This window comes from Gordonia metallireducens (assembly GCF_021245825.1).
In the GTDB taxonomy this organism is placed as follows: Bacteria; Actinomycetota; Actinomycetes; order Mycobacteriales; family Mycobacteriaceae; genus Gordonia; species Gordonia namibiensis.
Window position 1 is genome coordinate 1 of sequence record NZ_JAJQJP010000038.1, and the last position, 26,601, is coordinate 26,601.

22 protein-coding genes and 1 pseudogene are annotated in these 26,601 nt (G+C 67.3%); 10 read left to right on the forward strand and 13 right to left on the reverse strand.

All coding sequences use genetic code 11. From position 1 onward, the window contains the following. Positions 1-264: pseudogene (locus LQD00_RS15710) on the forward strand (TetR/AcrR family transcriptional regulator); the annotation flags it as partial. Positions 265-440: 176 nt separating this feature from the next. Here LQD00_RS15710 and LQD00_RS15715 read toward each other — a convergent pair. Beyond that, a complete protein-coding gene (locus LQD00_RS15715; protein ID WP_232718107.1) occupies positions 441-1,943 on the reverse strand; it encodes a phospholipase D-like domain-containing protein in 1,503 nt (500 codons plus the stop codon). Between the two features lie 268 nt (positions 1,944-2,211). Between LQD00_RS15715 and LQD00_RS15720 the strand changes: the two genes are divergently transcribed. The 5 genes from LQD00_RS15720 (at position 2,212) to LQD00_RS15740 (ending at position 7,104) form a co-directional block, all read left to right on the forward strand. Then, complete coding sequence (locus LQD00_RS15720; RefSeq protein WP_232718148.1) at positions 2,212-2,754, forward strand: CHAP domain-containing protein; 543 nt, start codon at positions 2,212-2,214, stop codon at positions 2,752-2,754. Continuing rightward, a complete protein-coding gene (locus LQD00_RS15725; protein WP_232718108.1) occupies positions 2,754-3,866 on the forward strand; it encodes a DUF6670 family protein in 1,113 nt (370 codons plus the stop codon). Before LQD00_RS15720 ends, LQD00_RS15725 begins: the two co-directional genes overlap by 1 nt. Further along, the gene (locus LQD00_RS15730; RefSeq protein WP_232718109.1) at positions 3,863-4,495 is read left to right on the forward strand and encodes a DUF2461 domain-containing protein; all 633 of its coding nucleotides are present in this window, start codon (positions 3,863-3,865) and stop codon (positions 4,493-4,495) included. The genes LQD00_RS15725 and LQD00_RS15730 overlap by 4 nt, the downstream gene beginning before the upstream one ends. 259 nt (positions 4,496-4,754) lie before the next feature. Beyond that, positions 4,755-6,152 (forward strand): amidohydrolase family protein, encoded by a 1,398-nt coding sequence (locus tag LQD00_RS15735; protein WP_232718110.1) that lies wholly within the window; start codon positions 4,755-4,757, stop codon positions 6,150-6,152. Between the two features lie 7 nt (positions 6,153-6,159). Continuing rightward, on the forward strand, positions 6,160-7,104 hold the full coding sequence (locus LQD00_RS15740) for an antibiotic biosynthesis monooxygenase (protein WP_232718111.1): 945 nt from the start codon (positions 6,160-6,162) through the stop codon (positions 7,102-7,104). Position 7,105: 1 nt separating this feature from the next. Here the strand turns inward: LQD00_RS15740 and LQD00_RS15745 are convergent, their stop codons facing one another. Beyond that, positions 7,106-7,513, reverse strand: a complete 408-nt coding sequence (locus tag LQD00_RS15745; RefSeq protein ID WP_127963271.1) for a YchJ family protein — start codon at positions 7,511-7,513, stop codon at positions 7,106-7,108. A gap of 96 nt (positions 7,514-7,609) precedes the next feature. Between LQD00_RS15745 and LQD00_RS15750 the strand changes: the two genes are divergently transcribed. After that, positions 7,610-7,822: a dodecin gene (locus LQD00_RS15750; RefSeq protein WP_006360595.1), complete on the forward strand. Its 213-nt coding sequence runs from the start codon at positions 7,610-7,612 to the stop codon at positions 7,820-7,822. Positions 7,823-7,841: 19 nt separating this feature from the next. On the opposite strand, the gene LQD00_RS15755 is transcribed toward LQD00_RS15750, so the two are convergent. Further along, complete coding sequence (locus LQD00_RS15755; protein WP_232718112.1) at positions 7,842-8,726, reverse strand: alpha/beta fold hydrolase; 885 nt, start codon at positions 8,724-8,726, stop codon at positions 7,842-7,844. Positions 8,727-8,802: 76 nt separating this feature from the next. Here LQD00_RS15755 and LQD00_RS15760 point away from each other — a divergent pair, with 76 nt between their 5' ends. Further along, positions 8,803-9,423 carry a TetR/AcrR family transcriptional regulator gene (locus LQD00_RS15760; RefSeq protein WP_232718113.1) on the forward strand — a complete coding sequence of 207 codons (621 nt, stop codon included), beginning with the start codon at positions 8,803-8,805 and terminating at the stop codon, positions 9,421-9,423. Here LQD00_RS15760 and LQD00_RS15765 read toward each other — a convergent pair. After that, positions 9,397-10,071, reverse strand: a complete 675-nt coding sequence (locus LQD00_RS15765; RefSeq protein ID WP_232718114.1) for a TetR/AcrR family transcriptional regulator — start codon at positions 10,069-10,071, stop codon at positions 9,397-9,399. The genes LQD00_RS15760 and LQD00_RS15765 overlap by 27 nt on opposite strands. Before the next feature lie 239 nt (positions 10,072-10,310). Between LQD00_RS15765 and LQD00_RS15770 the strand changes: the two genes are divergently transcribed. Then, a complete protein-coding gene (locus tag LQD00_RS15770) occupies positions 10,311-11,720 on the forward strand; it encodes an ethanolamine ammonia-lyase subunit EutB (RefSeq protein WP_232718115.1) in 1,410 nt (469 codons plus the stop codon). Then, complete coding sequence (gene eutC / locus LQD00_RS15775) at positions 11,717-12,529, forward strand: ethanolamine ammonia-lyase subunit EutC (RefSeq protein ID WP_232718116.1); 813 nt, start codon at positions 11,717-11,719, stop codon at positions 12,527-12,529. Before LQD00_RS15770 ends, eutC begins: the two co-directional genes overlap by 4 nt. 21 nt (positions 12,530-12,550) lie before the next feature. Here eutC and LQD00_RS15780 read toward each other — a convergent pair whose 3' ends face one another. From LQD00_RS15780 to gltB, 9 genes are all read right to left on the reverse strand, one after another. Next, positions 12,551-12,886 carry an SHOCT domain-containing protein gene (locus LQD00_RS15780; protein ID WP_005196155.1) on the reverse strand — a complete coding sequence of 112 codons (336 nt, stop codon included), beginning with the start codon at positions 12,884-12,886 and terminating at the stop codon, positions 12,551-12,553. 13 nt (positions 12,887-12,899) lie between these two features. Then, the gene (locus tag LQD00_RS15785) at positions 12,900-13,337 is read right to left on the reverse strand and encodes a DUF6325 family protein (protein WP_232718117.1); all 438 of its coding nucleotides are present in this window, start codon (positions 13,335-13,337) and stop codon (positions 12,900-12,902) included. Next, positions 13,334-15,172, reverse strand: a complete 1,839-nt coding sequence (locus LQD00_RS15790) for an AMP-dependent synthetase/ligase (RefSeq protein WP_232718118.1) — start codon at positions 15,170-15,172, stop codon at positions 13,334-13,336. Before LQD00_RS15790 ends, LQD00_RS15785 begins: the two co-directional genes overlap by 4 nt. A 110-nt stretch (positions 15,173-15,282) precedes the next feature. Next, the gene (locus LQD00_RS15795; protein ID WP_232718119.1) at positions 15,283-17,265 is read right to left on the reverse strand and encodes an ABC transporter ATP-binding protein/permease; all 1,983 of its coding nucleotides are present in this window, start codon (positions 17,263-17,265) and stop codon (positions 15,283-15,285) included. A 187-nt stretch (positions 17,266-17,452) separates the two neighbouring features. Beyond that, positions 17,453-17,917 (reverse strand): hypothetical protein, encoded by a 465-nt coding sequence (locus LQD00_RS15800; protein ID WP_232718120.1) that lies wholly within the window; start codon positions 17,915-17,917, stop codon positions 17,453-17,455. A 10-nt stretch (positions 17,918-17,927) separates the two neighbouring features. Then, positions 17,928-18,806 carry an acyl-CoA thioesterase gene (locus tag LQD00_RS15805; protein ID WP_232718121.1) on the reverse strand — a complete coding sequence of 293 codons (879 nt, stop codon included), beginning with the start codon at positions 18,804-18,806 and terminating at the stop codon, positions 17,928-17,930. Positions 18,807-18,869: 63 nt separating this feature from the next. After that, positions 18,870-20,294, reverse strand: a complete 1,425-nt coding sequence (pyk, locus tag LQD00_RS15810) for a pyruvate kinase (RefSeq protein WP_232718122.1) — start codon at positions 20,292-20,294, stop codon at positions 18,870-18,872. 182 nt (positions 20,295-20,476) lie between these two features. After that, entirely contained in the window at positions 20,477-21,982 is a 1,506-nt protein-coding gene (locus tag LQD00_RS15815) for a glutamate synthase subunit beta (RefSeq protein ID WP_232718123.1), read from the reverse strand. Beyond that, the gene (gene gltB, locus LQD00_RS15820) at positions 21,975-26,546 is read right to left on the reverse strand and encodes a glutamate synthase large subunit (protein ID WP_232718124.1); all 4,572 of its coding nucleotides are present in this window, start codon (positions 26,544-26,546) and stop codon (positions 21,975-21,977) included. The genes LQD00_RS15815 and gltB overlap by 8 nt, the downstream gene beginning before the upstream one ends. Positions 26,547-26,601 lie beyond the last annotated feature (55 nt).

Below are 26,601 nucleotides of genomic sequence, written 5' to 3' on the forward strand. Positions count from 1 at the left end.
GGCGRGGCCAAACCGGATCTGTTGAAGCTCATCACGACCGACGTGGCGCCGATCATCGCCACCGCGAGCGACCGCTTGTCGCAGGCGTTCCGCGAGGCGACCTGGTTGTCGATGCCGGAATCCGACATCGAGCGCATCTCGCACGCGATCACCCGCATGGCGCTGAGCTTCGTCGCGATGCCTCCGGAGGGCGATCGCGACGTCGCGGCCGACCTCGCCGAGATCATCGCCCCGGCCATCGAAGCTGCGCGAATCCGGGACTGAGCTGGGCCTGCAACGCGTCACCAGCCCTTCGTGGCTCGTCGCTGGCGCTCCTCACACCTCAGGGAGCGGTGGTGACCGGTCGCTGGCGCTCCTCACACCTCAGGGAGCGGTGGTGACCGGTCGCTGGCGCTCCTCACACCTCAGGGAGCGGTGGTGGCTCGTCTCAGGGGCGGATTTCAGCGCGTGGAAGTCAAGCGCGCCAGACGTTTTCCGGATCCCCGCCGGAGCACACTGCGGTAGACCCGTTCGACCAGCGGGGTGCTCGCGTCCTCCGGGTCGACGAGCTCGTTCTCGGCGATGATCGAGGCCTCGTCATCGATGACCTCACGGTCGAAAAGTTCGAGTGTGCGGCCCGGGGTGGCCAGCGCCTCGATCGCGCCGACCAGCGAATCCGTCTCTCGCACAGCGTCGTCGAAGACCTCGGCATCGACGCCGAGGTGTTCCGACAGCAGCCGGGTCCGCATCGACGTGATGTTGTCGCGGATGCGCACATCGTCGGGGTCGTCGCGGCGGGCCTCGATCGCCACGTCGCATTCACTGTCGAAACCCAGCGATCGGTTGTTGAGATTGGACGAACCGATGCGCAGCAGGATGTCGTCGATGACGAGCACCTTGGCGTGCACGTAGATCTCGTCGCCTTCCGAGGTCACCGGATAGTAGGCGCGGAACCGGTCGTGGACGTCGGCACGCCACAGCATCCGGAGCAGTTTGTGGCGTGCGCCGTCCATGGCCAGCCGTTCGACCGGGCTGTCGGCATGCCGCGGGAGAACGACGACGATCTCCGGACCGTCGGGTTCGGCGAGCCGTTCGGCCAGTGCATCCGCGATCTCGCGGGCGGCCAGGTACTGGCTCTCGATGTAGATCGTGCGCCGGGCAGCCGCGAAGGCCGCCTTGTAGAGCCGCCGGATCTCGCCGACTTCCTCGCGATCGTTGTAGTGCGGGATGGTTCGGGCGACCCCGACCTCGCACTCGGTGAACGTGACCCCGAGGTCCTCGGGCCAGATGTCGGGACCGTCGGTGTCGACGAGGGGCGCCAGACGTTCACCGGTCGCCGCTTCCCACCGGTCGACGGCGACACCCGCGACGACACGTGCCGCATCCCCGTCGAGCGCGACCGTCACGTCATGCCAGGGACCATGTGATTCACCGTCGGGATCACGACGGAAGTCGTTGTGCGAGAGGTGCTCCGAAGTATCCCAGCGGTCGACGGTCATGTCGATGCCGCCGCAGAACGCGAACTGATCGTCGATGACGGCGATCTTCTGGTGATGCGCGGCCGACACCGGATGTGCGGCATCGATCCGAAAATGCAGTCGACGCCCCGTCAACAGATCCTGGACGAACGGCGGCGCGACACCGCGCAGCATCCCGGTGAAGGCACCCGTGCTCCAGCGCAGCACATAGATCTCGAGGCCCGGCCGGTTCGCGCCGAGCCATTTGAGGAACTCACCGAGTCGGTCGGGAACGTCTCCCTCCGGCGACCGCGGGTCCAGACTGATCCTCGTGTCGACATCCCAGCCGATCAGGATGACGCGGCGTCGCGCCTGCAGGAGCGCCGACTTGGCGTGCAGAAAGTAGTCCGCCGCATCGACGATGCAGGCGACGCGGTCGGCGGTGGCGATCTCCCTACAGGTGTCCCCCGCACGCAGTATCGGGTCGTGCCCCGGTTCGTCCGTCATGTCGTGTTCCGCCCCGTTCTTCTCACGGTCGTGATTCGCAGCCCCCGCCAGCCCGTCATTCTGCCAACACCCCCGGCGCAGCGCGGCACCGCACCGCGTGGCATTCCTTACACTCGTCGAGGTGAGATCCGACTCGGCCAGTGACCTCGGGGAACAGAGGGACCTTGAGAAACAGGGGAACCTCGGAGAACGGAGGGACCTCGACGAACGCCCGCCCCGTCGACGCGGCCGGTCATACGTCGTCGCCGCCGCGGTCGTCGTGGTCCTGATGCTGGGTGCCGGTGTGATCGCCTGGCGCACCGTCCCCGAGCGGTGGCTGCCGTGGGACACCGCGGAGTTTCCCCAGGTCGACGCCACCCAACTGACGCCGACGCAGAACCGGATCGTCGAGTTGCTCCGCGCCGAGCACGCCGCGCAGCGTCCGGGGCCGTTCTACTCCGAAGGCGTCGACGAACCGTGGTGCGCGAACTTCGTCAGCTGGATCATGCGCGAGGCCGGGACACCGTTCGCCAACCCCCACTCGGGGCACTGGCGGATTCCGGGAGTGTTCACCCTGCAGGAGTATTTCGAGGACAACCGCCGTTTCGAACCGGTCGGTGACTACACGCCCCGCGTGGGCGACGTTGTCCTCTACGACCGGTCGTCGGCCCTGGGCCAGCACACCAACATCGTGGTCGGGGTCGACGGCGACGAGGCCACGACGGTCGGGGGCAACGAGATGCGCAAGATCCGGGTACACGAACTGGACTGGCGGTCCGACGGCGGCGTCGTCGGGTTCGGACGCCTCGACCCGGGACAGGACGGCCGGTGATGAACACCGACAGTCGGCATGTGTACCGCTCGCGCCCTCCGGCCGCTGTGCGGCCCGCGCTGGCGGTGGCCCGGCACTTCACCGACGCCGCGCACCGCGCGTCACAGACACCGTTCGACGGATCGCTCGATCTCCTACCGCACACCGAGCTGCCGGGCCGCTTCGGGTGGAGCCACTACGGCCTCATGTTGCCGTCCTTGCCCGGCCCAGACCGATACCTGAGCCTGATGGTGATGGCCGGCATGACGGGCCTCCGCGCCTTCGACTTCCCGCAGGAGGCCACCCCCGACGACCCGCAGGACATCATCGTCGCCTCCGCGTCGAGCGGCGCCGACAGCGCCTACGCGCGTGAGGTGCTCTCCATCCGACGCGACGGGCGGTTCGCCCCGGACCGCGCGGAGTTCGGCACCCTGGCGTCGATCACCGGGACGCATCCGGAGTTCGACATCCGTATCCATGCGGGCGACCTCGACGCAGAGCTGACGATGACGTGTCGGCCCAACCCCACCTGGTTCGTCAAATCGCCTGTCTGGCAGCACATCGGCCACATGGGACGCTACCGGGGTCAGGTGACGCACCGCGGTGCGACGACCGAGATCTCGGGAGTGGGAAACCTCGAGTACGCGCGATCCATCAGTCCCTACGTCGTACTCCGCCGGGCCACGATCCGCCAGATCCCGCTGGAGTGGTTCAGTTATCACGTCGTCGACCTACCCGGTGAACGCCAGATCCTGTTCACCCAGCTGGGGGTCTCCGGAAGTATCGTCGAGACCAACGTCATCCGTCGATCACTCGACGGCACAGTCGATCGCAAGGTCCATGAGGGTTACCACCGCATCCTTGAGACGGACGAGACCCCCACCGTCGACTCACACGGGAACGAGCGACTCCTCCCCCGCGTCTTCGAGTTCGGTTGCAACGGCGTCTCGGTCGTCGGAACCTACGACTGTCCACCGCGATTCGCGATCGGACGGGGTTACATCTCCGGTTACGAGGCACGGGTGCGGGTCGACGGCGAGGAGTTCACCACGCGGGGATACTCCGAGCACATCGACGAACGACCCCACCGCCGCCGGAACGGAGCCGGCACAGCGACGACAGGAATGCCATGAGCTTCGACGGATTCCCCGAAGCCGCTCTCGACTTCTACGACGATCTCGAGATCGACAACTCGAAGTTCTTCTGGGAGCAGCACAAAGAGATCTATCGCACCGCGGTCGCGGAACCGATGACGGCCCTTGCCGAAGAACTCGCCGACGAGTTCGGCACCGCCAAGCTGTTCCGCCCGTACCGCGATGTGCGCTTCTCCAAGGACAAGTCTCCGTACAAGACGCACCAGGGTGCATTCGTCGCGGTGGCACCGGCCACCGGGTACTACATCCAGATCGGCGCACCCGGTGTCCGGGTCGGCGCGGGTTTCTACGAGGCTGCGCCGGCGCGCCTCGCCGAAGTGCGGAAGGCCATCGACCACGACCGCCACGGCGCCGAGCTCGAGCGGATCGTCGGCAAACTCGCCAAAGCCGGATGGGAGATCGGCGGCGACCGTCTGAAGACCGCTCCCCGCGGCTACGACATCGATCATCCGCGCATCGAACTGCTGCGCCACAAGTCGCTCTTCGCCGGCCGCGACTACGGCTTCGACGAGGTCATCCACACGTCGGCGCTCGTCGACCGTGTCCGCAAGGACTGGCGCGAGACCAATACGCTCGTCGACTGGATCGTCCGCCACGCCGCCACCTGAAACACCGAGCTTTCTGAACGACTTTCGGGTCACGCCACGGCGTATCGGCTGCGAGGCCCGAGGGACACGAATCGGTAGCGGTTCGCGATCTCGCCCTTCCCGCTCGGGTCGACGTGTTCATACTGGCTGCGAGCCTGAAACGATGACGCTGTCCGCTGCGCCACCGTCATGCCGATCTGCGTAAGCACCTCGGGCGTGCGACTCTTGCTCGGTGATGCCCGTTTACGTGATGTCCGCCTGCGAGCGGAGGAGCCTGTAGATGACCGATCATGTTCACCACGGTCACATCTTCCATCTGGCCGGCAGCCCGTTGATCACCGAAGCGTCGGACGCGCTCGTCGAGATCCCCGACGGGGCGCTGGTGGTCGCGGCCGACGGCATGATCAAGTACTGCGGTGAGAGGTCCCGCCTACCAGCAGAGTTCGCGTCCGCCCAGCGGCACGAGCACCCCGGCGGTTATCTGATCCCCGGGTTCGTCGACACGCACATCCACTTCCCGCAGACCTATGCGGGTGACTCCTACGGTGGCGGACAGCTTCTGGAGTGGCTGAACCTCTGCATCTTCCCGTCCGAATCGAAGTTCGTCGATCCCGAGTTCGCGCGAGCCGCGGCAGTCGAGTTCACCAAGCGACGGGTCGCGGCCGGGACGACCGCGATGATGGCGTTCGGGTCGGCGTTTCCCCACGCGCAGGACGCGCTGTTCGAAGAGACCCGCAAGGCGGGGCTGCGCCTTGTCTCCGGGCGCGGAATCCAGACCGTAGGCGGCGACACCGCGAAGCCACTCCTCACGTCGGAGGAGGACGCGATCCGCCTGACGAGGAACGAGATCGAGAAGTGGCACGCCGCCGACACCGGCGACCACCGAACGGCGCTCCTGCACGTCGCGATCGTGCCGAGGTTCTCGTTGTCGGTGACGACCGAAACCCTGCGGAACCTCGGCGAACTCTACGACGAATACCGCGACCGCGGTGTCTACGTGCACACTCACCTCAACGAGAACAACCGACCGGGTACCGGCGAGATCGACACGACCAAGGACGTCTATCGAGTCGACACGTATCTCGACACCTACGACGGCAAGTTCCTTCCCGGGTCGCAGGTCGGCGGCAAGAGCCTGCTCGGGCCGCGCACCATCCTCGCCCACAGCGTGCACTGCCAGGATTCCGAACTGGCACGTATGGCCGAGACCGGGACCTCGATCTCCCACTGTCCGGTGTCGCAGTTGTTCCTCGGGTCCGGGACGATGCCGTGGAAGCGCACGGTCGCCTCCGGGGTCAACATCTCCGCGGGAACCGATTTCGGTGGTGGCGACGAGTGGTTGATCCCACGTGTCCTCGGTGACGCGTTCAAGCAGCACATCACCGAACCCGGCAAGGCCGGGGTGTCTATGCACCCGGCGGAGATGCTGTTCATCGGGACCCTCGGCGGGGCCCGCGCACTCGACATGGAGAACCGCTTCGGGAACTTCGACGAGGGAAAGGAAGCAGACTTCCTCGTCATCGAGCCGGCCGACGGACTGAAAGCCATGCTGGACAACGCTGTCCGCTCCGACGACCCGGCACTCGCCCGCGATCAGACCCTCTTCGGGCTGCTCATGGGAATTCGCGAATCCTCGATCGCCGAGGTCTACGTCCAGGGCCGACAAGTGGTCCTGTAGCAGAGCTATGGTCGTCACCCTGTCGGTCTTCCATCCCGCCTCACAGGCGGGGTTCGCCGACTGGGCGGCATCACTCGCCGAGTCGGCGGCCGACACCGAGGGTTGCCTCGGTACTGACATCTCGACGGTGACCGACGGCATTTTCGAACCGGCGGTGGCGGCGACGTTCGTCGACCCCGAGGCCTGCGACCGCTGGATCGACAGCACCCGGCGGGCGGAGATATTGCGCCGGGGACGCGATCTGGGCTGGCTGCCGTCGGCGCCGACGCTCGAACTCGTCGACGGCGAGGCTCCCCCGCCCGGAGTCGGCGCCTTCCGTCACGAGATCCTCCCGGGCAAGGCCGACGAGTTCCTCCGCGCGCAGCGTGAACTGACCGGCGCCGCATCGGAGTTCAGCGGATACGAAGGAACCTCCCTGTTCATCGACGACGCCGCGGGGTCCGCGCTGTCGGTGCTGCGCTTCCGCACCGACCGGCAGCTGTCGGCCTGGGTGTCATCCCGGGAACGCGGCGATGCGCTCGACATCTTGCGATCGAGCCTCACGCACGACTTCGAGGCGGTGTCGGCCACCACGGCGTTCGGAACCACCGTGCGCACCGACAACGGCCGCTTCCGTCAGACGCCGAACTGGAAGTCGGCGATGATGGTCCTGCTGGTGCTGTACCCCACGGTGATGATCCTGTCCCGGTTCCTCGGCCCGGTCCTCGACCGGATCGGGGCGCAACCATGGCTGGCGCTGTGGCTGAGTCAGGTCGTGAGCATCGGGCTGATGCAGTGGTGGCTCATGCCGTGGGCGGCGAAACCGTTCCACCGCTGGCTGGATCCGGTGGACGGCAACGGCCTGCGCAGCAACCTGGCCGGGGCCGTGACGATTCTGCTGCTCTACATCGTGTGCCTGGCGATCTTCGCCAACGTCACCTGGCTCCAGTTCTGGGATTACGTGGACGGCTGACTCAGCCGAGCACTCCGTCGAGATAGACCCACCGCCCGTCGTACCGGGTGAAACGGCTGCGTTCGTGGAGTGACCCTCGCTCGGAGCCGGACTTGTAGTACGCGGTGAAGGTGACCTCCCCCTCGGTGTCGAACGGCGATCCGCCGTCCGTCGACTCGACGTCCAGGCGGTACCAGCGCATCGCGTCGTCGAGTTCGAGGTCGTCCGGGCGGGTGTCGGGATGCCAACTGACCAACAGATGGTTGCGATCACCGAGGGCGAAAGCGGTGAAGCGCGAGCGCATCAGCGCCTCGGCGGTCGGCGCGGCGCGCTCACCGGCGAGCACCGGTCCACAGCATTCGCCGAAGGGGAAGCCGGACAGACACGGGCACCGCGCGCCGGGATCACGGTTTGCCGATTCGGTGTTCATTCCCCGCATCTTAGGGGTAGACAGAAACGAGATCACCCAAGAGGCGGTCCGGTTGTCCATGAGGTGCCCGGGCCGGCCCCAACGGAGGGAGAATCCTTGTCCGACAATGTCTATCGGGTCATCGAAGTGGTCGGTTCGGCCGCGACCGGCACCGATGACGCGATCCGGAACGCCATCGCCCGTGCATCGCAGACGGTCAACCATCTGGACTGGTTCGAGGTGACCGAGACCCGAGGTCACATCGAGGACGGCCAGATCGCGCACTTTCAGGTCACCCTGAAAGTCGGTTTCAAGATCGAAGGCGCCTGACGCCGAGGCCGGAGACGTACTAGCCGCGGTGGGCGGCGGTGAGGAACGCGCCGATCTCGCGCGCGACGGCCTGCGGTTCGTCGAGCATGGACAGCACCGCCGCGCCTGAGATCTCGGCATAGCAGCCTCGCAGCGCGAGTTCGGCGAGACGCGGTCCGTGCGCAGGTGGCATCACCCGGTTGTCGGGCGACCACAGCACGAGCACGTCGCCGCCGAACCCCTGCAATGCCTCGGTTTTCCGAACGAGCTCGGCGGGATCGAAGGACGTCGTCGCGTACTTGGTGACGTCGCGCCGGATACGCGGGTCACGCAGGACCGGGTCCGTCCATCGGCGAATTCGTTCGTCGTCGACGGGCTTGCTGACCATCCATCCCCACAGGATCGGCAATCGCCGGAGCCACCCGACCCGCAGCTGGCGTGCCGCCAGGGTGATGCCACCGGGCAGGCGCACCGCCAGGGTGGCCATCTTGCCGGGCAATCCGGGCGGGAAGTTCTCGAAGGCCTCGCACGGGAGGACCACCATCCTCGCGACACGCTCGTCCCGCCCGAGCGCGGTGAGAAACAGCGAACCGCCCCAATCGGAATGAACGAGGGTCACGTCGCGCAGGTCGAGGGCGTCGAGGACGTCCGCGACCAGCCCGACCATCCCGTCCATCGACAGGTCCGCGTCATCGCTGAGGGGGATACGGTGCGACCCGAGAGGAAGGATCGGGCGGATGTAGCGAAACCCACTCGGCAGCAACGGGATCACGTCGTCCCACACGCCGTGGTCCATGAGTAGGCCGTGCAGGAACACGACCGGCGGCCCCTCCCCGTCCTCCGCGTACTCGACCGTGCCGGCCGGTGTTTCGACCCGCTTGAGAACACCCGACGCGGCGCTCGTCGTCTGGTTGAGCTCGGACATGGTGCACGCTCCTCTCCTCGGACGGACGAGGCCGACCCGGCCTCTAGAATGAACATTCTAGAATCATTGTTCTAGAATGGCCAGGGTGAAGACCGATGAGCGCATCGTGGTGGCGATGACCGAGCTCCTGCGCCGGCAGGGGTACGCCGCGACCGGGATCAAGCAGGTCGTCGAGACGTCCGATGCCCCGATCGGATCGATCTACCACCACTTCAAAGGCGGTAAGCGGGACATCGCGGCCGCCGCACTTCGGCAGTCCGGCACGGCCTACGGCGAGCTGGTCGGTATGCTCCTGGCTCCCTACGACGACCCCGCCGACGGGATCGAGGCGGCGTTCGTCGCCGCCGCGGAGACCATCGAACAGAGCGGGTGGCTGAACATGTGTCCCGTCGGGACCGTCGCCGGCGAGATCGCCGACGCCGAACCGGACCTCCGAGAGATCGCCGCCGAGGTCATGTCGTCGTGGATCGACACCGGCGCGGCCCTGTTCACGGCGCGCGGACTCCCCGAGGCGGACGCCCGCTCACTGATGACCGCGGCGGTGTCGGCGCTCGAGGGAGCGTTCATCGTCGCCCGCACCCAGCGCTCCACCGACGCGATCCTCGCGGCGGGACGGGCGATGGGCTGCTACGCGCGAGCGCTCGCCACACCGGCTCGGGCGGAAGCGATCTCAGAGGTGGGCGAGGTACGTCGGTAGGGCGTCCTCGACGACGAGGGACTGCAACGCGAAGCGGAGCTGGGCCGAGACGTACCGGTCGAGGTCGTATCCCGGCGCGAAGTGCCAGTGTTTGAGTGCCCATCCGTGCGCCAGCATCATCAGGTCGAATACCACGAGGTCGGCGTCGACATCGAGGATGAGCCCCGCCTCGATGCCGGCGGTGACCGCGGCCCGCATCGGTGCGGAGGTCTCGACCTCGAGTTCCTTGATCCGCTCACGTCCCGCGGCGTCGAGCGTGCGGCTCTCCCGATAGGTGAGCACGACGGCGTCGCGGTTCTCGTCGACGATGGTCGCGTACTGGCGGAATCCCGCGATCAACTGTTCGACGGGGTCGTCGCCGGCACGGTCCATGGCGGGTTGGAGCTGATCCCGGAAGGCCTCGAGGATGTCGACGATCGCGGCGAGCAGGATTTCTTCCTTACCGCCGAAGTACTTGTAGAACAGGCCGACGCTGACCTGCGCCTCCTCGGCGAGCGCCTGCATCGACATCTGATGGAAGCCGGTGCGCTCCATGACCTTCACCGCGGCGTCGAGCAACTGACGGCGGCGCGTGGAGACACGCACCGCGCGCACCGCCTCCTCGACGGCCAGGTCGGCCGACGACCTCGCCGTGGCAGGTTTCGCCATCGCAGTACTTCCTGAGTGAACGTATATTCATTGCTCGAAGTGTGTCAAGGGTCACTGTCGTGGCGGTGCCGGCCCGCTGGTCCATGCCCTTCCCGCGGGCCGGTTTCCTTCCCGCGTGTCAGGCCTGACCCGCGGGAGGGAGTTGCCCCGGCGGGAAGGAAACCCGCACGCGGGAGGACACTCGACGAGCCGCTATTCGTCATGCGCAGGGGGCCGGGCGAACCTAGACTTCGGGGACCATGAGATTCACCCAGACCATCTCCGGGACGACCTACGAGTTCGACGGCCTCGTCGAACTGATGGCAAAGGCCACGCCGCGGCGCTCCGGCGACGAGCTGGCCGGTTGCGCCGCCACCTCGGATGCCGAACGTGCAGCTGCGGCATGGCAATTGGCCGATGTTCCACTGTCGGTGTTTCTCGACGACCTCCTCGTCCCGTACGAGTCGGACGAGGTGACCCGCCTCATCGTCGACACCCACGACCGCGCGGCTTTCGCGGAGATCTCGCACCTGACGGTCGGCGGGTTCCGCGACTGGCTACTCGAGATCTCCACCCGCTCCGACGCGGCCGAACGCATCGCCCGCGTCTCCCCTGCCGTAACCCCCGAGATGGCCGCCGCGACATCGAAGATCATGCGCAACCAGGACCTGATCCTGGTTGCCTCGGCCATCCGGGTCATCTCGGCTTTCCGGACCACGATCGGCCTCCCCGGCCGCATCGCCACCCGACTTCAGCCCAACCACCCGACCGACGATCCACGCGGGATCGCCGCAGCCACCCTCGACGGCCTGCTGATGGGTTGCGGCGACGCGGTGATCGGGATCAATCCGGCCTCGGACTCCCCACAGGCGACCGCCGACCTCCTGCACATGCTCGACGAGATCCGTCAGCGGTTCGAGATCCCGATGCAATCGTGCGTCCTCTCGCACGTCACCACCACCGTCGACCTGATCGGTCAGGGAGTCCCGGTGGACCTCGTGTTCCAGTCCATTGCCGGAACCGAGGGAGCCAACACGGGATTCGGGGTGAACCTGTCGATCCTGCAGGAGGCCAACGAGGCCGGACGATCGCTGCGGCGCGGCACGGTCGGCGACAACGTCATGTATCTGGAGACCGGCCAGGGGTCCGCGTTGTCGGCGGGCGCCCACCTCGGCACCGGCGGCAAACCCGTCGACCAGCAGACTCTCGAGACGAGGGCGTACGCGGTGGCACGCGCCCTGGACCCGTTGCTGATCAACACCGTCGTCGGGTTCATCGGCCCCGAATACCTCTACGACGGCAAGCAGATCATCCGCGCGGGACTGGAGGATCACTTCTGCGGCAAGCTCCTCGGCCTCCCGATGGGCGTCGACGTCTGCTACACCAACCATGCCGAGGCCGACCAGGACGACATGGACACCCTGCTCACGCTCCTCGGCGTCGCGGGCGCGGCCTTCGTCATCGCAGTACCCGGCGCCGACGACGTCATGCTCGGCTACCAGAGCCTGGCCTTCCACGACGCGCTGTACGTCCGACAGGCACTGGGGTTGCGTCCCGCACCGGAGTTCGAGGCGTGGCTCGCCCGACTCGGCATGACCGACGCCGACGGCCGAATCCTGCCGGTCGATCCGGCCTCCTCTCCGCTGCTGCCCCTGGCGGCCGGCCGATGACCACGCCCGACGAGTCCCAGCGGGCCCCGGCCTCCGACGACGGTGACGACGTCTGGGCCGCGATGCGGCGGACCACCCGGGCGCGCATCGGTTTGGGTCGCGCCGGGAACTCACTGCCGTCGCGTCGGGTGCTGGAGTTCCAGGCAGCGCACGCAGCAGCGCGAGATGCCGTCCACGACCCCCTCGACGCGGAGTCCTTCGCCGAGTCACTCGCCGACCTCGACCTCGGCGATCCGGCCGTCGTGACGAGCCGGGCGTCCGATCGAGGCGAGTATCTGCGTCGACCGGACCTGGGCCGCATGCCCGAGGATCTGTCCGCCCTCTCCGGAACCGGCGCGGAGATCGGCATCGTCATCGCCGACGGGCTGTCGCCACGCGCGGTCGTCGACCATGCTCACGGCTTGGTGGCCGCCCTCCTCGACGCCTTCGAGGGCCGCTACACCATCGCCCCGCCGGTGATCGCCACCCAGGCGCGTGTGGCGCTCGGCGACCACATCGGCGAGGCACTCGGCGTGACGACCCTCATCGTGATCATCGGTGAGCGACCGGGACTCTCGGTCGCCGACAGCCTCGGCATCTACCTGACCCATCTGCCCCGGCCCGGCCGCACCGACGCCGATCGCAACTGCATCTCCAACATCCACCCGCCGGACGGGCTGCACTATGAGGTCGCCGCACGGGTCACCGTAGCGCTGGTCGACGGCGCCCGCAAACTCGGCCGGTCGGGAGTTGCCCTGAAGGACACCTCGCGTCAGGCGGCCCTCGAGAACAACGACGACGCAAACGAACTCACCGTCGAGCCATCCTGACCGGACACCCGGTCGGCACCATCACATCCCGAGGATCTTGGCCTTCTGCGCGGCGAACTCGGCTTCGGTGAGAATGCCCTGCTGGTACAGCGCACCGAGTTCTTTCAGGGCCGTGATCGTGTCCATGCCGCTCGACTGCGCCGGCGGCTGCGGCGGCTGTGGCGGAGGCGGCGATTCCGGGTACGGCGTCGGCGCGTATTGCGGGTCGGGGTACCGCTGAGCGGTCGGGTCCTGCTGGGTGACGGTCCCCTGTTGTGCCCAGCGACTCGCCTGGCGTCGAGACACCCGATTGCTCACGGCCGTGGCGGTTCCGGAGATGACGGCCGTGCGGGCGACCCCACGGATCAGACCTGGCATGACATCTGTCCCTTCATCCTTCGATTGCGTCGAGCGTCTCGAGCAGCGCGTCGACCGGAATTCGGCCCGACGCGACCACTCGTCCGCCGTTGTTGCGCAGGGCGGTGGCGAACGGAGCCGCCCACAGGTTCTCCCACACGAGAATCGCTGCACTGGAGCCGGGTTCCAGCGCAGCGGCGGCCTCGCCGATGTCCGTGTCGTCGAGGATCGACGTCGCCGCCCCGTCGAAGATCGCGAATTCGGCGCCCAGCTCCCCGATCCCGAGTTCGGCGATGGTGCCGTCGTCCGCCTTGGTCAGGAAGACGATGTCGATGAGTCGCACGATGCCGCGGTCTATCAGGTCCATCAGGTAGGGCAACGCCTCACCCGTCGGCTGGGTCCCCGCCCACTCGACGACGACGTAGTCGACGGGGCCGAGTTCGCGATCGGCCGGCTCGTCTCCGGCGGTCATGACCGCAGATCCACGACAGACCCGCTCGGCGCGGACTCGTACAGCGCGCCGATCTCGGCTGCGTACTTGGTCGCGATCGGGTTGCGGCGCAGCTTCATCGTCGGGGTCAGCTCGTCGCCACCCGGGTCCCACGCGGCCGGGACGATGGTGAACCGTTTCACCTGCTCGACCCGGGACAACTTCCCGTTGCCGGTCCGGATCGCGGCGGAGACCTCCTCGACGATCTCGGGATGCGCCGACAGTTCGGCGAGATCGGCGCCGGGCATGCCCAGCTTCTTCGCCCGCGTCGCAACCGCTTCCGGGTCGAGGACCACCAGCGCCGACACATACGGCTTCGCGTCGCCGATGGCCACGACCTGGCTGATCAGCGACGACGCCGCCTTCATCGCGTTCTCGATGTTGGTGGGCGACATGTTCTTTCCGGACTCGTTGATGATGAGTTCCTTCTTGCGGTCGACGATCGTGACGTTGCCGTCGTCGTCGATGGTCGCGATGTCGCCGGTGGACAGCCAGCCCTCGGCGTCAATCGTCTCGGCCGTCTTCTCCGGTTGTTTGCGATATCCGCGCATGACCACCGGACCGCGGACGAGCAGCTCCCCGTCGGCGGCGAGCTTGACCTCCATGCCACGCACCGGGGACCCCACGGTGCCGACCCGCAGATTGTCCGGGGTGGTCATCGTCGAGACACCGGTGGTCTCCGACATCCCCCACACCTCGAGCACGGGAATCCCCAGGCCCAGGAAGAACTTCAGCACTTCCGGCGGGATGGCGGCAGCGCCCGAACCGGCGAACGACACCTCGTCGAGCCCCAGGGCGGCGCGCACCTTGTGCAAGACCAGCTTGTCGGCCAGTCCGTGTTGTACGCCGCCGAGGAGGCCCGTCCCCTTGCCGTCGATGCGCGCCTGCGCGTTGGCCGCGCCGACCCCGAAAGCCCAACCGGCGAGGGCCTTCTTGACCGGACTCGACTCCTCGGCGAGTTTGGCCTCGATGCCGGCGCGGATCTTCTGCCACACGCGCGGTACCCCGAAGAAGAACGTCGGGTGCACGTCTGGCAGCGCCGCGGCGATCTCACGGGGATCGGGCACGGTGGTGATCTGGATGCCGCGCATCATGTTCGCCGCGTGCGACGACACGCGATCGGCGATGTGCGCGGCCGGGAGGTAGGAGATGGCGCGATCGTCGAAACCGACCTCGAGCTTCTCGGCCAGCGCGGCCATCTCCGCGACGATGTTGCGGTGGGTGATCTCGACGCCCTTGGGCGGACCGGTTGTGCCCGACGTGTAGATCAGTGTCGCGAGGTCCTCGGGTTCCACCGCTTGCCACGACGCGGCGAAGTCGAAACCGGCCGGCGGACGGGTGTGTTCGACCTCGTCGAGTGAGATGGTGCCGTCGGCCGCGCCATCGACGACCACGATGCGTTCGACGGCGGTGTTCGCGGCGGTGATCACCGGCAGGAACACCTGCTCGGTGATCACGATCTTGTTCTCGGCGTTGCCGAACAGGTACTCGATCTGGTCCGGGGCGCTGGTGTTGTAGATCGAGAACGGGACCGCACCGAGGTGGAGCGCCGCGGTGTCGACGAGGTGGAACTCCGGCCGATTGGTGAGCATGATGCCGACGGTGTCCCCGCGCCCCACGCCGAGGGCGGCGAGTCCGCCGGCGATCGCCTCCACGCGGGTGGCGTACTGCGACCAGGTGATCTTCTGGACGCCCCCGACGGTCCGGATCGCGACGGCGTCCGGACGGACGGTGACGGTCTGCTGGAACGCAGCCGGGAGCGTCGACACGTCGACCCCGGTTTCATGGGGAAAGGTGATCAGATCTGCTGTGGTCATCTGGGCCCCTACCTGCCAGTGCAATGGTTGTGGTGCGCATCACACTAGCCAGTGGTTGCAGGGGCGAGGATCAGATCAGGAAAACGTGTCCGTGATCGACAACCTGCAGGTCAAGACCGTTTGTCAAGCGAAGGACTCGAGTCGATAGGCGACAGTGTCCATGCCCCGCCACCGGTCAGTTCGAGCACTTCGGTGTGGTGCTGATCGGTGGTGCTGCGGTGGCTGACCGACACCAGGATCGTGTCCGGGAGTTCGGTGCGGACCAGTTGGTACAGCGCGTACTCGAGGCCCTCGTCGACCGCCGAGGTCGCCTCGTCCATGAACACCGCCTGCGGCTTCGTCAGCAGGATGCGGGCAAAGGCCACGCGCTGCTGCTCGCCCGGTGACAGGACCTTGGCCCAGTCCTCCTCGTCGTAGAGGCGTCCGACCAGATGCGGCAGGAAGACCTTCTCCAGAGCCTGTTTGATGGCCTCGTCGCCGACGTCGTCGGGCAGCGCCGGGTAGGCGACTGCCGTGCGGAGGTCACCGAGCGGAATGTAGGGCATCTGGGACAGGAACAAGGTGTGCGCGTCCGGCGGACGGGAGAACTCGCCGTCGATGAACGGCCACAGGCCGGCGAGCCCCCGGAGCAGGGTGGTCTTGCCCGAACCGGACCGGCCCTTGACGACGAGTGCGTCGCCCGGATCGAGGGAGATGTTGAGCGCGCGGATCAGCTCGTCGCCGGTCGGGGTCTTGACGTTGATGTCGGCGAGACGAACGGCCCGGTCGCGATCGACGGTGGTGATCTCGGCCATGGCGCGCGACTTGACGTCGGCATCGGCGAGTCCGTCGAGACGGATGATCGAGGCGCGCAGACCGGTGAAGTCGTCGTACGCGGTCCGGAAGAACGACAACGCGTCGTGCATCTCACCGAAGGCCGACGCCGTCTGCTGCATGTCGCCGAGTTTGATCTGGCCGTCGAAGAACCGTGGGATCTGAACCAGGTACGGAAACACCACCGCGAGCTGGCTGACGCTGAAGTTCCAGCCGACGAAGGCCATCTGGACGTGGATGATCTGCCAGTAGTTCTTGATCACCGCGGCGAAGCGTGACATCAGGCCGTTGTGCTCGACGCGTTCGCCCCGGTAGAACGCGATGTTCTCGGCCCCGTCGCGGACTCGGACGAGGGCGTAGCGGAAGTTCGCGGTGAGGCGTTCCTGCCAGAAGTTGAGTCGGATGAGCGGGCGCCCGATGGCGAACGCCACGACGCTGGTCACGAGCACGTACACCAGGACCAGCCACATCATCATCCGCGGGATCTCGACGCCGAGGAGCGTCACCGGCCCGGACAGGTCCCACAGGATCTTCGAGAACGACACGATCGAGGCGACCGCGGTCAGCACGCCGTTGGTCGACGAACCACCGCCACCCCAGAGCAGCGACGATCCGACCGAGGCGACGTTGGTGATGTCGGCCTGGATGCGCTGGTCGGGGTTGTCCACACCGGGATGGATGTCGGTCGGTTTCTGCGACGGCTCCGACGTTCGGCGGAACCACTTCCGGCGCATGAGACCCGAGCTGAGGTCGACGAAACGATTTCGGTAGAAGGCCCGCCCGTTCATCCAGTCCGCGGCGGCACCGCCGGTCATCCAACGGCGGAGGTTGATCTCGAACGCGGCGCCTACGTATATCTCGATCATCGTGCGCACGACGTGGAGCGTCGCGAGGATCCCGAAGACGGCCATCGAATGCCAGAAGGCGTCCTTGCCCAGCTGCAGCATCTCGGCGCCCTGGGGGCCGCCGGCTCCCAGTCCCTCGGCCGCGGTCTGGAGACCGGTGAACAGATCGTTGCTGAAGTAGGAGAACAGCACGGTGATCCGCACACCGAGCAGGGCGAGCACCGTGAGCAGGGCGGCCAGTCCCCAGGCCTTGAGCCGGGTGCCCGGTTCGGTGAAGAACCCACCGATCACGCGCCACAGGGGCCGGCCCCATCGGCTGAAGCGTGCGAGCAGGAACCCGATGACGAGCATCGCGACCGCGGAGATCCCGAATGCGATGGCCAGCCACTTCAGGCTGGCCCAGACCTCGTTGCCCCAGTCGATGCTGTACTCCACGCACGCTCCCTACGCCTCGGATGTCGCAGCCGGAAACCGGGCGACATCGCGCCCGGCCGACTACGGCTCGTCGAAAACGACATCGACACAACGGGTCCGGGCCCAACACTGATCCGGCGAAGTGTAACCCGGGGTTCACCGCCTGTCCGGACAACCGCCGCCCATGTCGAGCCGAGATCGACGGAGTTCAGCCGAGCGGCCGGAGCACCGCACCCTCTTGGAGGGCAGCCGTCGACACCGGTTGCGAGAAGTTCGCGCCCACACGGACGATGTAGCCGGCGTCGGTGTATTCCACCCCGTCGGCCTCGAACGTCAGCCGGCAGCCCGTGTCACTGCGAAGGAACCCGGTCAGCGAGGTCTTCGCCACCTCGCCGCCCGCGGCGTCGTAGATGAACACCGGTGCCCCACGGGCGATCTGTCCGCCGCCGGGCTGTGAGGCGAGCTCCGTCGCGCAGTCGGCGACGACGCCGCCCTTCGCGGTGAAGGTGGGGGTGCGGAGTACACCCAGCAGCAGTGCGCCGATCGCGACGGCCGCGAAGAGCACCATCGCGATCGCCGTACCCACGATGACCGGCACCCGGGTCTTGCGCTGCCAGGTGCGGCGCGGCAGCGGAGGGCCCGGGTCGAGCCACATCTCCTGGCCGGTGGTCATTTCCGGTGCTTCACTTCTTCGGCGGGAAATACTTGATCAGTGCCTCTTGGACCACCGAGGTCGCGAGCGTGCCGTCGCGCTTCCAGAATCGTCCCGATCCCATGCCGCGCGAACCGGTCGCCACCGGCGAACGCGTCGCGTACAGCAGCCAGTCGTCGAAGCGGAACTCGCGGTGGAACCACATCGAGTGGTTGACGGTCGCCGCGAACAACCGGTCGATGCCCCACGACAATCCATGGGTCGTGATGATGGAGTCGAGCACCGTGGTGTCCGAGGCGTAACACATTGCGGCGACGTGCATCACGGGATCGTCGGGCATCACGCCGTCGGCCTTCATCCACACCCGGTTATCGGTGAGCTTGCGCCCTGCCTCCTTCGCCTTCCAGCTCGGATCGTTGGCGAAGCGGATGTCGACCGGGTGAAGAGCATTGACGAAGGTCGCGATGCGGTCCTCGTAACCCTTGAAATGCTCACCGAGAGGGGGCAACTCCTCCGGGTAGGGCACCTGTGGGATCTCGACGGCGTGCTCGAGCCCGGCGGTGTTGTCCTGGAAGGCCACCAGCATCGTGAAGATCTCTTCGCCGTCCTGCTTGGCGGTGACCTGCCGGTTGGCGAACGACTTGCCGTCGCGGAACCGGTCGACGTGGTACTCCATCGGCTTGGTGACGTCGCCGCCGCGGATGAAGTGCGCGTGCAGAGCGTGGATCGGCGGGTTGCCGCGGGTGAGGCTGCGTGAAGCGGCCACCACGCCCTGCCCGAGGAGCTGCCCGCCGAAGGTGCGAGCGGTGACCTGCTCCGGGTGGTGCCCGATGAACACGTCCTCGTCGCGACGTTCGACGTCGAGCAGTGCCAGCAGCTTGCCGAGATCCCCGGTCTGTTCCACGGTCATGGCCTTCACCCTAGTGACAGACCGGGGCCCACCGCCTCAGTGGTCTCCTTCAACGCCCCGGCGTCAGTGGTCCTGCTCGCCGATGCGGTGCACGTGGATCATGTTGGTCGAGCCGACGGTGCCGGGCGGGGCACCGGCCACGATGACCACCACGTCGCCCTCGGACAGACGGCCGATGCGCAGCAGCTGATGGTCGACCTGATCGATCATGTGATCGGTGGTGTCGACGTGGTCGACGATGAAGGTCTCCGTGCCCCAGCTCAGGGCCAGCTGACTACGCACCTCCTGCGTCGGTGTGAAGGCCAGCAACGGCAGGCGCGAGTGCAGGCGGGCGAGGCGTCGGACGGTGTCGCCGGACTGGGTGAACGCGACGAGAGCCTTCACCTCGAGACGCTCACCGATGTCGCGGGCGGCGTAGGAGATGACGCCGCGCTTGGTGCGGGGCACATGCGAGAGCGGCGGCACGTCGCGCGGGCCGGTCTCGACGGCCCGACAGATGCGGTCCATCGTGCGGACGGTCTCGAGCGGGTACTTGCCCACCGACGTCTCGCCGGACAGCATGACCGCGTCCGCGCCGTCGAGCACCGCGTTCGCGACGTCGGAGGCCTCGGCGCGGGTGGGGCGCGAGTTCTCGATCATCGAGTCGAGCATCTGGGTCGCGACGATCACCGGCTTGGCGTTCTCGCGGGCCATCTGGATGGCCCGCTTCTGGACCAGCGGCACCTCCTCGAGCGGCAGCTCGACACCCAGATCGCCGCGGGCGACCATGATCGCGTCGAACGCCAGGACGATCGCCTCGAGGTTTTCGATGGCCTCCGGCTTCTCCAGCTTCGCGATGACCGGCACCCGGCGACCCACGCGGTCCATGACCTCGTGGACGAGTTCGATGTCGGACGGGCTGCGCACGAACGACAGGGCCACCAGGTCGACGCCCAGGCCGAGTGCGAATTCGAGGTCGGCGACGTCCTTCTCCGACATCGCCGGCACCGAGACGCTCATACCCGGCAGCGACAGACCCTTGTTGTTGCTGACCGGACCGCCCTCGGTGACGGTGCAGACCACGTCGTTGCCGTCGATCGAGGCGACCGTGAGCCCGACCTTGCCGTCGTCAACGAGGAGTCGGTCGCCGGGGCTCGCGTCCTCGGACAGGTGCTTGTACGTGGTGGAGACGCGGTCGTGGGTGCCCTCGACATCGTCGACGGTGATCCGGACCTCCTCCCCCGTCTCCCAGACGGTGGCGCCGTCGCAGCCGTCGAATCGGCCCAGCCGGATCTTGGGGCCCTGCAGGTCGGCGAGGATGCCGACGGCCTTCTCCGCAGCATCGGAGGCCTTGCGGACGCGCGCGTAGACGGCAGCATGGTCCTCATGCTTGCCGTGGCTGAAGTTCATCCGGGCCACATCCATACCGCTGGCGACGAGTTCCTTGAGCTTTTCGTCGCTGGAAGTGGCCGGACCCATGGTGCAGACAATCTTGGTTCGCCGAGTCACAACCTCACCTTAGTCCCGTCGGAGAAGCATCTCCACGCGCCGCCGAAGTCGTCACCCAGGGGCCATGTGGTGTTGTCGCTGGTGACAGCCCGCTACTTTCCGGTACGGATTTCGCGTCACACGGGCAGCCCGCGCGTGTTCCCCGTGCTCGCCGGCCCGGGGATCCGCGACCCGCGCGACCGTCAGCGCACGGACAGTGGCAGTGCTGCCGGACGAACCGGTGACGGGAGGTCGGATTCGCCGACGAGGAACTCGTCGACGGCCCGGGCCGCCGACCTGCCCTCGGCGATCGCCCACACCACCAGCGACGCGCCACGGTGGGCGTCACCGCACACGAAAACGCCGGGAGCGTCGGTCTGCCAATCACTTCCGCAGGAGATGGCCCCACGCCTGTTGGGTTCGATCTCCAGACCCGACAGCAGCTCGCCACGCTCGACACCGGCGAAGCCGATCGCGAAAAGTGCCAGCTCACAGGGGATCTCGAATTCCTCCCCGATGGGTTTGATCTCGCGTCGGCCGTCGGCGTCGCGCTGCACCTCGACCTCGGCGAGCACCATGGTGGTGACGTTGCCATCGTCGTCTCCGACGAAACGCTGTACCGCGACCTGATGCATGCGCTCGCCGCCCTCGGCATGGGCGCTCGAGGTCCGCATGACCAGCGGCCAGGTCGGCCACGGGGACCGTTCGTCGTCGCGTTCACCGGGCAGTTCCGGGTTGTAGTCGAGCTGCACCACCGACGCCGCACCCTGCCGGTGGGCGGTGCCCAGGCAGTCCGCGCCGGTGTCGCCGCCGCCGATGATCACGACATGCTTGCCTGCCGCGGTGATCGGCGACGGGCCGTCGCCCTCGCATTCGCGGTTCGCGGGTACGAGATGTTCCATCGCCAGGTGGACACCGTTGAGCTCGCGGCCGGGCACCGGGTTGTCGCGGGCCTCCATCGCGCCGATGGCCAGGACGACGGCGTCGTGGCGGGCCTTGAGGTCCTCGACCGACAGTTCGGTTCCGACGTCGCAGTTGGTGACGAATTCCGTTCCCTCGGCGCGCATCTGGGCGATGCGTCGGTCGATGTCGGACTTCTGCAGCTTGTACTCCGGGATGCCGTAGCGCAGCAGCCCGCCGAGCCGGTCGTCCCGCTCGTAGACGGTCACGTCATGGCCTGCGCGCGTGAGCTGTTGCGCCGCAGCGAGTCCCGCCGGACCGGAACCGACCACGCCCACCGACTTGCCGGTCTTGGACTCCGGCGGCTCGGGGCCGATGACGCCCTCGGCCCACGACTCGTAGGCGATCGTCTTCTCGATGCGCTTGATGGTGACGCTGCCACCGGTCGCGCGCTCGGAGATCGACAGGACGCAGGCGGCCTCGCACGGCGCCGGGCACACCATCCCGGTGAACTCGGGGAAGTTGTTGGTCGCGTGCAGCCTGCTGCTCGCCGCGTCCCACCGGCCGCGGCGGACCAGGTCGTTCCATTCCGGGATCAGGTTGCCCAGCGGGCAGCCCGCGGTTCCGGAGTGACAGAACGGGATACCGCAATCCATACACCGGCGCGCCTGGGTGCTGACCTCCGCGAGCACCTTCGTCGGGTCGTCGGCATGCACGTAGACGTCGTCCCAGTCCTGGACGCGCTCGACGACCGGCCGGTACTTCGCTTCTTTCTTCGGGACCTCCAGGAACCCGCGCGGATCAGCCACGTGCCGCCTCCATGATCGCTGAATCGACGTCGCGTCCCTCGGCCTCGGCCATCCGGGCCGCGTCCAGGACACGCTTGTAATCGGTCGGCATCACCTTCGTGAACGCCAGGCAGCGTCGGGGCCAGTCCGCGAGGATCGACGCACCGATCGCCGAGCCGGTCAGTTCGGTGTGCTTGGTGATGGTCTCCTTGAGCCAGGCGAGGTCGTCGGGGTCGGGGCGCATGAGCTTGACCATCGCCATGTTGACCTTGTCGGGGTCCAGGTCGTGCACGAAGGCGATGCCACCCGACATCCCGGCCGCGAGATTGCGCCCCGTCGGACCGAGGACCACCACACGCCCGCCTGTCATGTATTCGCAGGCATGGTCGCCGACACCCTCGACGACCGCGGTCGCGCCCGAATTGCGCACCGAGAAGCGCTCGCCGACGCGTCCGCGGAGGAACACCTCACCCGACGTCGCGCCGTAGAGGATGGTGTTGCCCGCGATGACCTGGTCCTCGGCGACGAACCACGAGTCGGGATGCGGGGCGACGACGATCTTGCCGCCGCACAGCCCCTTGCCGACGTAGTCGTTCGTGTCGCCGCTGAGTTCGATCGTCACCCCCGGCGGGAGGAACGCGCCGAGCGACTGCCCGGCCGAACCCTCCAGCTTCACCACGATCGTGTCCTCGGCCAGGCCCTCGGCACCATAGCGACGGGTGACCTCGGCGCCGAGCAACGTCCCGACGGTCCGGTTGACGTTGCGCACCGGCAGTTCGAGCGTCACCGGGTGGGCGTCCTCCAAGGCCCCCTCGGCGAGTTGGATGAGCGTCTGGTCGAGCGCACGATCGAGGGCGTGATACTGCTCCCGCACCCGCCGGGAAGGACCCTTTCCCTCAACTTTCCGGAAGATCGGCGTCAGATCCAGGCCCTTCGACTTCCAATGCGCGACAGCGGAATCGGTGTGGAGTCGCTGCGACTGCCCGATCGCCTCGTCGAGGGTGCGGTAGCCCAGCTGCGCCAGATACTTCCGCACGTCCTCGGCGATGAACCGGAAGAAGTTGACCAGGTGGTCGACCTGGCCGGTGAAACGCGAACGCAGCAGCGGGTTCTGGGTCGCCACACCGACCGGGCAGGTGTCGAGGTGACACACGCGCATCATGATGCAACCCGCCACGATGAGCGGTGCGGTGGAGAAGCCGTACTCCTCGGCGCCGAGGAGGGCGGCCATGATGACGTCGCGGCCGGTGCGCAGCGCACCGTCGCACTGCACGGTGATGCGGTCGCGCAGACCGTTGAGCATGAGCGTCTGCTGGGCGTCGGCCAGGCCGATCTCCCACGGCGTGCCCGCGTGCTTCAGCGAGGTCAACGGCGACGCACCGGTTCCGCCGTCGTGGCCGGAGATCAGCACGACGTCGGCATGCGCCTTGGAGACGCCGGTCGCGACTGTGCCCACGCCGACCGCGCTGACCAGCTTGACGTGGATGCGCGCCTGCGAGTTGGCGTTCTTCAGGTCGTGGATCAGCTGCGCGAGGTCCTCGATCGAGTAGATGTCGTGGTGCGGAGGCGGCGAGATCAGCGCGACACCGGGCGTCGAGTGCCGGGTCTTGGCGATCCACGGGTACACCTTGTACGCCGGAAGCTGGCCGCCCTCACCGGGTTTCGCACCCTGCGCCATCTTGATCTGGATGTCGGTGGCGTTGATCAGGTAGTCGCTGGTGACACCGAACCGTCCGGACGCGACCTGCTTGACCGCGCTGCGTCGTTCCGGGTCGTAGAGGCGGTCGACGTCCTCGCCGCCCTCCCCCGAGTTCGACCGCCCGCCGATCTTGTTCATCGCCATCGCGATCGTCTCGTGCGCCTCGGCGGAGATCGAGCCGTAGCTCATGGCGCCGGTGTTGAAGCGCTTCATGATCTCCTCGACCGGTTCCACCTCCTCGATCGGGATCGGTTCGCGCGCATCGAGATCGAACTCGAACAGGCCGCGGAGCGTGCCACCCTTGCGCGACAGCCGGTTGACCTCGTCGGAGTACTTCTGGAAGATCTCGGCCTGCCCGGTCTTGGTGGCGTGCTGCAGCAGGAACACGGTCTCCGGGGTGAAGAGATGCAGCTCGCCTTCCCGGCGGTACTGGTATTCGCCACCCGAGTCCAGACGCCGGTAGACCTGCTCGGTCGGGTTCTCCGGGAACGCCCGATGATGCCGGATGCGTACTTCCTCGGCGAGCTCGTCGAGACCGACGCCCTCGATGCGCGACACCGTGCGGGTGAAGTATTCGCGCACGACCTCCGACGACAGACCCACGGCCTCGAAAGCCTGTGCGGCGGTGTAGGAGCTGATGGTCGAGATCCCCATCTTGCTCATCACCTTCAGCACCCCCTTGCCGAGTGCCTCGAGATAGTTGCGGATGGCCTTCGACGGGGTGACGCCGATCAGCTCGCCCTCCGCGATGAGGTCCTCGATCGTCTCGAGCGCCAGGTACGGATTGACCGCGGCCGCACCGAAACCGATGAGCGTGGCGATGTGGTGGACCTCGCGGGCGTCGCCGGATTCGACGACCAGCGCGACACGGGTGCGTTCCTTGGTGCGCACCAGATGATGGTGGACGGCCGAGATGGCCAGCAACGACGGGATCGGTGCGTGATCCTTGTCGGTCAGACGGTCGGAGATGACGAGGGTGGTGTGTCCCTCGGCGATCGCCTGGCTCGCCCGCCGGCGCAGGTCCTCGAGGGCGGCCCGAAGGCCTTCTCCCCCTTCGTCGACCTCGTACAGCGCGCGCAGCACCTTGGCCGACAGGCCCGGGTGGTCACCGTCGTCGTTGATGTGGACCAGCTTGGCGAGGTCGGCGTTGTCGAGAACCGGCCAGTGCAGCATGATCTGACGGCACGACGCGGCGGTGGGGTCGAGCAGGTTCTGCTCAGGACCCATCACACGCCCCATCGAGGTGACGATCTCCTCGCGGATCGCATCCAGCGGCGGGTTGGTGACCTGTGCGAACAGCTCGACGAAGTAGTCGTACAGCAGCCGGGAACGCCGCGACAGCACGGCGATGGGGGTGTCGGTACCCATCGAGCCGAGGGGCTCGTATCCCGACGCCGCCATCGGCGTGAGCAACACTCGGAGATCCTCTTCGGTGTACCCGAACGAAAGCTGGCGGCGGACCACGGTGTCGTGGTTGGGTTGGAAGACTGGGCGTTCGGGCAGCGTGGCGATGTCGAGGAGGCCGGCGTGCAGCCACTCGTCGTACGCCTCGGCGTTCATCAGCTCGCCCTTGATCTCCTCGTCGGGGATGATCCGGCCCTGGGCGGTGTCGATGAGGAACATGCGGCCCGGTTCGAGGCGGCCCTTGCTGATGACGTCGTCGACCGGGACGTCGAGGACCCCCGCCTCGGAGGCGAGGATGATGCGGCCGTCGCGGGTCTGCCACCAGCGGCCGGGACGCAGGCCGTTGCGGTCGAGGACCGCGCCGACGACGGTGCCGTCGGTGAAGGTGACGCACGCCGGACCGTCCCACGCCTCCATCAGCGACGCGTTGAACTGCAGGAACGCGCGGCGCTTCGGGTCCATGTCGGGGACGTTCTCCCACGCCTCGGGGACCATCATCATCACCGCATGCGGCACGCTCCGACCGCCGAGGTGCAGCAACTCGAGTACCTCGTCGAGCGACGCCGAGTCCGACGCCTCGGGAGTGCAGATCGGGAAGGCGCGCTTGAGGTCGCCGGGGATGAGATCGGTCTCGAGCAGGGCCTCGCGGGCGCGCATGCGGTTGCGGTTGCCGCGCACCGTGTTGATCTCGCCGTTGTGGGCGACGAACCGGAACGGGTGCGCGAGCGGCCACGACGGGAACGTGTTGGTCGAGAACCGCGAGTGGACGATCGCTATTGCGCTCTCACACCGGTCGTCGCGCAGGTCCGCGTAGTACAGCGGCAGCTGCATCGTGGTGAGCATGCCCTTGTAGACAATGGTGCGGCTCGACAGCGACGGGAAGTAGACGCCGGTGCCCGCCTCCTCGATCTCCGGGGTGACGCGCTCGGCCTGCTTGCGGAACGGGTAGATGAAGCGGTCAAGGGCGACGCCACCGATGCGCTCGGCACCCGGCTCGGGGTCGACGGTGACGAACAGCTGCATCATGTACGGCATACAGGCGACGGCGGTACCACCGATGTCGGCGTGCTCGTGGTCGACCGGGACGTCGCGCCAGCCGAGGATCGTGATGCCCTCGTCGGCGGCGAGCGCCTCCACCCGCGCAATCGCCTGCCGCCGCAGTTCCTCGTCCATCGGCAGGAAGCAGGTACCCGCGGCGTAGGTGTGGGAACCGTCGGCGGCCGGCTCCGGGAGTTCGAAGTCGACGGTCGCACGCAGCAATTCGTCGGGCAGCTGGATCAAGATGCCTGCGCCGTCACCGCTGTTGGTCTCGGCGCCGGCAGCCCCGCGGTGTTCCAGATTCTCCAGCGCCAGCAGGCCGTCGGCGACGATCGAATGCGAACGACGGCCGTGGATGTCCGTCACCATCGCGACGCCACACGAGTCGACCTCGGCCTCCGGGTCGTACAGGCCCTGCTTGGCCGGGAGCGCAGAAAACAGCATCACTACCTCCACTCGATCCGGAACGGATCGCTGCTGAGTGTCCACTGGGACAGCA

Bases quoted from the DNA above. Each gene is read 5' to 3' on its own strand.
- LQD00_RS15735 (WP_232718110.1), top strand. From the start codon at position 4,755: ATGACCGATCATGTTCACCACGGTCACATCTTCCATCTGGCCGGCAGC.
- LQD00_RS15720 (WP_232718148.1), top strand. From the start codon at position 2,212: ATGCTGGGTGCCGGTGTGATCGCCTGGCGCACCGTCCCCGAGCGGTGG.
- LQD00_RS15745 (WP_127963271.1), bottom strand. From the start codon at position 7,513: ATGAACACCGAATCGGCAAACCGTGATCCCGGCGCGCGGTGCCCGTGT.
- eutC (WP_232718116.1), top strand. From the start codon at position 11,717: ATGACCACGCCCGACGAGTCCCAGCGGGCCCCGGCCTCCGACGACGGT.
- LQD00_RS15785 (WP_232718117.1), bottom strand. From the start codon at position 13,337: ATGACCGCCGGAGACGAGCCGGCCGATCGCGAACTCGGCCCCGTCGAC.
- LQD00_RS15760 (WP_232718113.1), top strand. From the start codon at position 8,803: ATGGCCAGGGTGAAGACCGATGAGCGCATCGTGGTGGCGATGACCGAG.
- LQD00_RS15790 (WP_232718118.1), bottom strand. From the start codon at position 15,172: ATGACCACAGCAGATCTGATCACCTTTCCCCATGAAACCGGGGTCGAC.
- LQD00_RS15770 (WP_232718115.1), top strand. From the start codon at position 10,311: ATGAGATTCACCCAGACCATCTCCGGGACGACCTACGAGTTCGACGGC.
- LQD00_RS15780 (WP_005196155.1), bottom strand. From the start codon at position 12,886: ATGCCAGGTCTGATCCGTGGGGTCGCCCGCACGGCCGTCATCTCCGGA.
- LQD00_RS15755 (WP_232718112.1), bottom strand. From the start codon at position 8,726: ATGTCCGAGCTCAACCAGACGACGAGCGCCGCGTCGGGTGTTCTCAAG.
- LQD00_RS15725 (WP_232718108.1), top strand. From the start codon at position 2,754: ATGAACACCGACAGTCGGCATGTGTACCGCTCGCGCCCTCCGGCCGCT.
- LQD00_RS15765 (WP_232718114.1), bottom strand. From the start codon at position 10,071: ATGGCGAAACCTGCCACGGCGAGGTCGTCGGCCGACCTGGCCGTCGAG.
- LQD00_RS15805 (WP_232718121.1), bottom strand. From the start codon at position 18,806: ATGACCGTGGAACAGACCGGGGATCTCGGCAAGCTGCTGGCACTGCTC.
- LQD00_RS15730 (WP_232718109.1), top strand. From the start codon at position 3,863: ATGAGCTTCGACGGATTCCCCGAAGCCGCTCTCGACTTCTACGACGAT.
- gltB (WP_232718124.1), bottom strand. From the start codon at position 26,546: ATGCTGTTTTCTGCGCTCCCGGCCAAGCAGGGCCTGTACGACCCGGAG.
- LQD00_RS15715 (WP_232718107.1), bottom strand. From the start codon at position 1,943: ATGACGGACGAACCGGGGCACGACCCGATACTGCGTGCGGGGGACACC.
- LQD00_RS15740 (WP_232718111.1), top strand. From the start codon at position 6,160: ATGGTCGTCACCCTGTCGGTCTTCCATCCCGCCTCACAGGCGGGGTTC.
- LQD00_RS15800 (WP_232718120.1), bottom strand. From the start codon at position 17,917: ATGACCACCGGCCAGGAGATGTGGCTCGACCCGGGCCCTCCGCTGCCG.